Below are 5,207 nucleotides of genomic sequence, written 5' to 3'. Positions count from 1 at the left end.
ATCTCTCTTAGGACATCGATCGTTACTTTCTTGTCCTCATCTATTAGGTCTCCGATCGTAAGAACTACGTCTTCGAGTTTCCACTGAACATCGTCGGACAGCACAGCGAGCGTTTTCCTGATCTTTTTAAGCTTTTCAGTTCTCTTTTGCATCGGCTCTTCCCCCATTTTTCTCTCGTTTTTCTTCTTCGGGATGCCTGATGACCAGGCTCAGCAGAGCGCCCGCTACGCTTAGCACGGCCGAGACTATGTAGCTTATCTCATACCCACCGGTGATATCACGGGCGATTCCTCCGAGCAATGGCCCGATAACTCCGCCAACACCCCACGCCGTTATCATTACACCGTAATTCACTCCAAGATTCTTAACACCGTAAAAGTCAGCCGTCACAACCGGAAAGATTGCAAGCATTCCACCAAATGTGAACCCAACAACGCTCTTGCCTATTAATAAAGCAAGAGGATTTGTTAACGAGCTGAACAGGAAGTAAACAAGTGCCTGTATGGCAAACATAGCGAAAAGTGTGGCCGTTCTCCCAATAAAGTCGGAGATGCTTCCCCAGGTAACCCGGCCAATGAAATTGAAGATTGCATATACAACCACGAGAAGAAAGCCGTTACTAATCGATGCCTGCTCAAGACCGATCTTAGACATCTGGCCAATAATGAGTAATCCCGCAAATGTTCCAAAGAAGAACATGGTCCACAGTATGTAGAACTGTGGTGTTCTAACCATCTCCTTAAGGGTGTAATCCTTTGAGGTCAGTCTATGGACCTTTCTCGGCTTCTTTTTCAGTCTTACCTTTTCGACTCCCTCTTGGGGATTACTTATGAAGAACGAGAGAGTGAAGACTATTAGAAAGAATAGAAGACCCAGTATCATAAGGGACGTGGGCAGACCAAACAGACCAATGAGGCCTGACGTCAACGGTGCAATATACACCGGTGCCAGGCCGAAGCCACTGACAACGATTCCAGATATTAGCCCTCTATGGTCGGAGTGAAACCACTTCACTGCGGCCGGCGTTGGCGATGAATAACCAAAACCCATTGCAAGACCGAAGACAAGACCGAAGAAAAACGTCAGACCGGCAACCGAAAGGTTCAGGCCGGAAAAGAAGAAACCCAGGCCGGCAAGGATCGATGAAACAAAGAGAACGGGTCTCGGGCCAAACTTGTCCTGAAGCTTTCCCCCGGGAATCATAGTGAGAGCGAAAACCGCAGAAGCCAGCATATAAGGGATTTGAGTCTGAGTTGCAGTCCATTTGAAGTCGTCTATCAGGGCCGCAGAAATAATTCCCCATGAATAGAGGACGCCGAGCGTAAGGTTGACTCCAAGACCACTGAAGACTACGAGCCAGGCCTTCTTTGTATTATCCACAGATTTGTCCTCCTGAAAATGACGTTAATTGCCGGGCAGATCTGTTCAGTCGGTTCGTAGTACTATGCTAGTATTTTACAACAACTCCACATCATTCCAAAACTGTGCGATACGATCAACCAATTCTTAGATGAAAAACCGGTGATTACTTTTCCCTTGTCCTGAATAGGCTCGCGTAAGAACCGGAAAACGCTTGCTGGAAGTGAACAAGCTGCCACTTCTTCTCAACCTTTAGTAGAAAGGCCGAACCAAAAGTCTCAACTCTCCTTAAGGCGGCTTTTCTAGCAAACTTGACGCCTCTTTTCCATGAAAAATAACAGAATGAAGGTCTTTCAACAGAGGATTCCCAGGATATCGGTTCGAAAAGAACCCCGAATGATTCGAACTCTCTTTTCAGAAGCTGGAGAAACTCATCTATGCCATTACTGGATAGTCCCTCGGGATTGATGTAGGTAATATTATCGGTGCAAAGTGACTTCAACGATTCAAAATCCTGATTCCTGTAGCTCTCGAAAAAGGCCTTTAGAACCTCTCTGGCCGACATCTCGCTTGGCTCCACTGAATAACACCTCACTCTCAGTCACTATTAAGATTCTATCATTGAACTGCCCCGTCAAATGTGTACAAGATCGTATCGTTAGTCGTTCAAACTGGAATGTAATCTCGCTGAGATGGGAGGTTTTCTTAATGAAAACGATTGTTATGATCTTTTTCTTTCTCGTTTTCTTTGTGGCAGTCCCCGGGCTAACACTGAGAGCTGGAAAAGAAGCCCAGCGATAATCGGTTTCTCTCTGGAACTGGACTCCAATATTTACTGCGGAGTGGGAGCGATACCTACATTTACGATATTTGGTTCAGGCGGTCCCTGGTCTTTCTAGCTTACAGGAAGTTACAGATCGTAATTTGAGCTTATTCGGAGAGAAGATGATAATATCAGCTGTTGGAAGAGGTTGTGCCGGAGCGATATTTTCCGACGCTTTCGATTTGGCTGCCATAGCGGGAATGCTTCTTGAGATCAAATGGAGTTTAAATACTAGCTTCAAAGCAGGATTTCAGCTGTGGATGAGTCTTGGACTGTATCAGCGAATTACGAACCCGGAAACGAGCTTCGTTCCAATGGGTCAGATCGGCGTAGCCCTTGATTTCTGAAGGTCATCATTTTTTGAACCTGAGTGTTTTCAGCTTACCGATCTCTCTAAAACCCAGCCGATTATAGATCCTTCCCGCCTCTGGATTGTCGTATAGCAAACATGGTGTCCTTCCCTCGGCGAGTAGATCTTCACACAGCTTGGATACAACTGCCGAAGCAAGACCTCGCCCTCTGAAATCCTTGCCGGTTGCGACTCCAACAATCATTGCCATATCGGAACTCTCGGAGGTACTGGCCGCCGTGGCCAGTATTTCGCCCTGATCTTCAATTATGTATCTTCTTGTGCTCCCGTCTTTCAGTGTGGCCATGAAGGATTCTTCATCCGTTGCGTGGAACTCTTCTATTGAGAAAAGAAAGGCCAAAAGCTTCTCTGCATCCTCAGTAGTAGCCCTTCTTACCTCAAACCCGGCCGCATTAAGATTGGGTTCCCTCAAAACTGCGAAGCGGAGAGTTTCTTCCTCTTCACGTATCTCCTGCAAATACGGAGATATCCTATCTATACCCGAGATGGTTCCGCTAAGCATCATAGCCTGTTCATACCTCCTCACAACGCCTGCCGCTTCTCTGAAATTCATCCCCGCCCCGTCGGAAAGAATGAGAAATTTGTAGTATCGAAGCAGAATGCCTCTAGGACTGTCAAAGTCTCCATCTAGGTAAATCTCCATGTTGTCCGAATCAGGACTTGTATTCTCTATATCGCCGATAATGAACATGTTGAACTCCCTGTTTTTGTAAAGAAAGGAAGAAGATTCCTCCACTCACTGCCGTCGATTTTTCTCATCGGATCACCGCCATTAGTTTGGACTGTAAAGACTATACCATCAAGAACCTATTCACAAATCGCCTCCTCTAATACGTTCGTGACTTATATCACGTACTTGACCTTACTTTTGCTATAGACTTTCATTGAAAGGAGAGATTTATATGACAAATAGAAAGGCCGCGGCTCTGAGAGTAATTGTAGAGGTTGGCTTCCTGTTCCTATTCTTTTTTCTTCTGAGGAGCAGGGATCTCCAGAAGTGGTTCTTAATTTTCGGGATCGGTCTGGTCGGAGCTCTATTTCTGGGAAGGTTTTACTGCGGGTGGATCTGCCCAATGGAAACACTTTTCAGACCCATAAATTGGCTCTATTCAAAGCTTAGAGTGAAGAGGTTAAAGACACCAGCAATCTTCAAGAACAATGTATTCAGATGGTCTGTACTTGTTCTCTTCCTTTTGCTTATGGTAGCGGTAAGAATCTTTAAGATCAAGGTCAACCTTCTTCTATACATAACTGCCTTCTCTGTTCTGATAACTCTGGTATTCGAAGAGGAGTTTTGGCACAGGTATATGTGTCCCTTTGGAACCTTGCTGTCTCTCTTTTCAAGAAAACCGTTGTTTGGAATGAAGGTGGAGAAACCACCGTGTGTTTCCTGCGGGATCTGTCAGAATGTTTGCCCTGTAAGTGCAATCGAATCCGAAGAAGATGGAATGAAGATTGACACTTCGGAATGTCTTGTATGTCTTAAATGCAAAGAGAGCTGCCCGAAAATTTCGATAAAGTATTCCGTATTGAAATGATCAGTAGCTTGCCTTGAAAAGGGCAGACTGAAGAGTTATCCCATTTAATCTGGGACGGCTTTCCATTGTTTGAATATTGGATTGCTACCAAGGTTTTTAATGCTAGAATCATTCTATTACTAAAGTAGAGAGAGGAATTATAGTGTCGACTGAAGAAGGCAGCGACAACCTGGCAAGATCAGTTTTCGCTCTTCAGGAGCGGATGAAGGAATTGGATTGCGTTTACAGAATATTCAATGAGCTTCATAAGTCTTCGACTGCCGATGAAGCAGTTGTATCTGTATTGGAACAGCTTCCTCGGGGATTTAGATTTCCCGAACTGACGGCGATAAGAATAGAGATCGATGGAAATGAGCATAGATCAGTCGATCAATGGTCTGATGAAAGAATGATTTCAGCGGAAATCGTTGTGAACGGAAAGAAAATAGGAACAATAAGTGTCTCCTTAACAGAAGAGCTCGACATAAAGGGAAGTCCTTTTCTTAAGGAAGAAAAGAAACTTCTTTTGGGAGTAGCTGCTGCGCTTTCAAATACCCTTGAGAGAGTAATCATTCAGCGGGAACTGAAGGAAAGTCTCGCAAGACTAACTTTCGCAGTAGATGCTTCTGGCGAAGGCATATGGGACTGGGATATTGAGACCGGCAAGGTTATTTTCTCCAAGCGATGGAAGGAGATACTTGGTTTCTCTGACGAAGAGATCTCTGACCATGTCAGCGAATGGGAGAAGAGAATTCATCCCGAAGATGTTGAAGAAGTGAAGTCTGTTCTCAACAGATGTTTCAAGGGCGATATACCCTTCTATGAAAAGGAGTACAGGCTAATAGGGAAGAACGGTTCTCTTGTCTGGGTTCGTGATAGAGCACGAATTGTCTCAAGAGACAGTGAAGGAAAACCCTTGAGGATGGTCGGAATGTACACCGATCTTACCCAGCGCAGGATGGACGAAATTAAACTTCAGAAACTCAACAAATTGCTAACCCTAATGTTCAGAGCAAACGAATTTCTCGTCCATGCAAAGGATGAACATTCTTTACTGAAGGGACTTTGTGACATCGTGGTCGAAAACGGAGGGTTCCCTCTTGTCTGGATAGCCTTCAAGAAGTCCGGGGGGAAAATG

The 5,207-nt window shown here is 45.0% G+C and carries 6 protein-coding genes; 3 read left to right on the top strand and 3 right to left on the bottom strand.

Features of this window, described 5'->3' with window-relative positions; all coding sequences use genetic code 11:
- Window positions 1–135: 135 nt before the first annotated feature.
- The gene (locus BG32_RS07775) at window positions 136–1,380 is read right to left on the bottom strand and encodes an OFA family MFS transporter (protein ID WP_006488325.1); all 1,245 of its coding nucleotides are present in this window, start codon (window positions 1,378–1,380) and stop codon (window positions 136–138) included.
- Between the two features lie 145 nt (window positions 1,381–1,525).
- Entirely contained in the window at window positions 1,526–1,939 is a 414-nt protein-coding gene (locus BG32_RS07770; RefSeq protein ID WP_099773113.1) for a nuclear transport factor 2 family protein, read from the bottom strand.
- Between the two features lie 365 nt (window positions 1,940–2,304).
- Here BG32_RS07770 and BG32_RS07765 point away from each other — a divergent pair, with 365 nt between their 5' ends.
- Complete coding sequence (locus BG32_RS07765) at window positions 2,305–2,529, top strand: hypothetical protein (protein ID WP_121510288.1); 225 nt, start codon at window positions 2,305–2,307, stop codon at window positions 2,527–2,529.
- 6 nt (window positions 2,530–2,535) lie between these two features.
- Here BG32_RS07765 and BG32_RS07760 read toward each other — a convergent pair whose 3' ends face one another.
- Window positions 2,536–3,288, bottom strand: coding sequence for a GNAT family N-acetyltransferase (locus tag BG32_RS07760; RefSeq protein WP_259459603.1), 753 nt, complete (start codon window positions 3,286–3,288; stop codon window positions 2,536–2,538).
- A 166-nt stretch (window positions 3,289–3,454) separates the two neighbouring features.
- Here BG32_RS07760 and BG32_RS07755 point away from each other — a divergent pair, with 166 nt between their 5' ends.
- Window positions 3,455–4,090, top strand: a complete 636-nt coding sequence (locus BG32_RS07755) for a 4Fe-4S binding protein (RefSeq protein ID WP_121510286.1) — start codon at window positions 3,455–3,457, stop codon at window positions 4,088–4,090.
- A gap of 142 nt (window positions 4,091–4,232) precedes the next feature.
- Window positions 4,233–5,207, top strand: a 975-nt coding sequence (locus BG32_RS07750; RefSeq protein ID WP_121526650.1) for a PAS domain-containing protein, incomplete at its 3' end; no start/stop codon positions are given.

Origin of the sequence: Mesotoga sp. HF07.pep.5.2.highcov, from assembly GCF_003666285.1 — a bacterium.
GTDB lineage: Bacteria > Thermotogota > Thermotogae > Petrotogales > Kosmotogaceae > Mesotoga > Mesotoga prima.
Note: the sequence above shows the minus strand (reverse complement) of the source record. Positions and strands in the feature narration are given on the sequence as shown.

Excerpts from the sequence above, each read along its gene's own strand:
- BG32_RS07765 (WP_121510288.1), top strand. The coding sequence starts at position 2,305 with ATGATAATATCAGCTGTTGGAAGAGGTTGTGCCGGAGCGATATTTTCC.
- BG32_RS07755 (WP_121510286.1), top strand. The coding sequence starts at position 3,455 with ATGACAAATAGAAAGGCCGCGGCTCTGAGAGTAATTGTAGAGGTTGGC.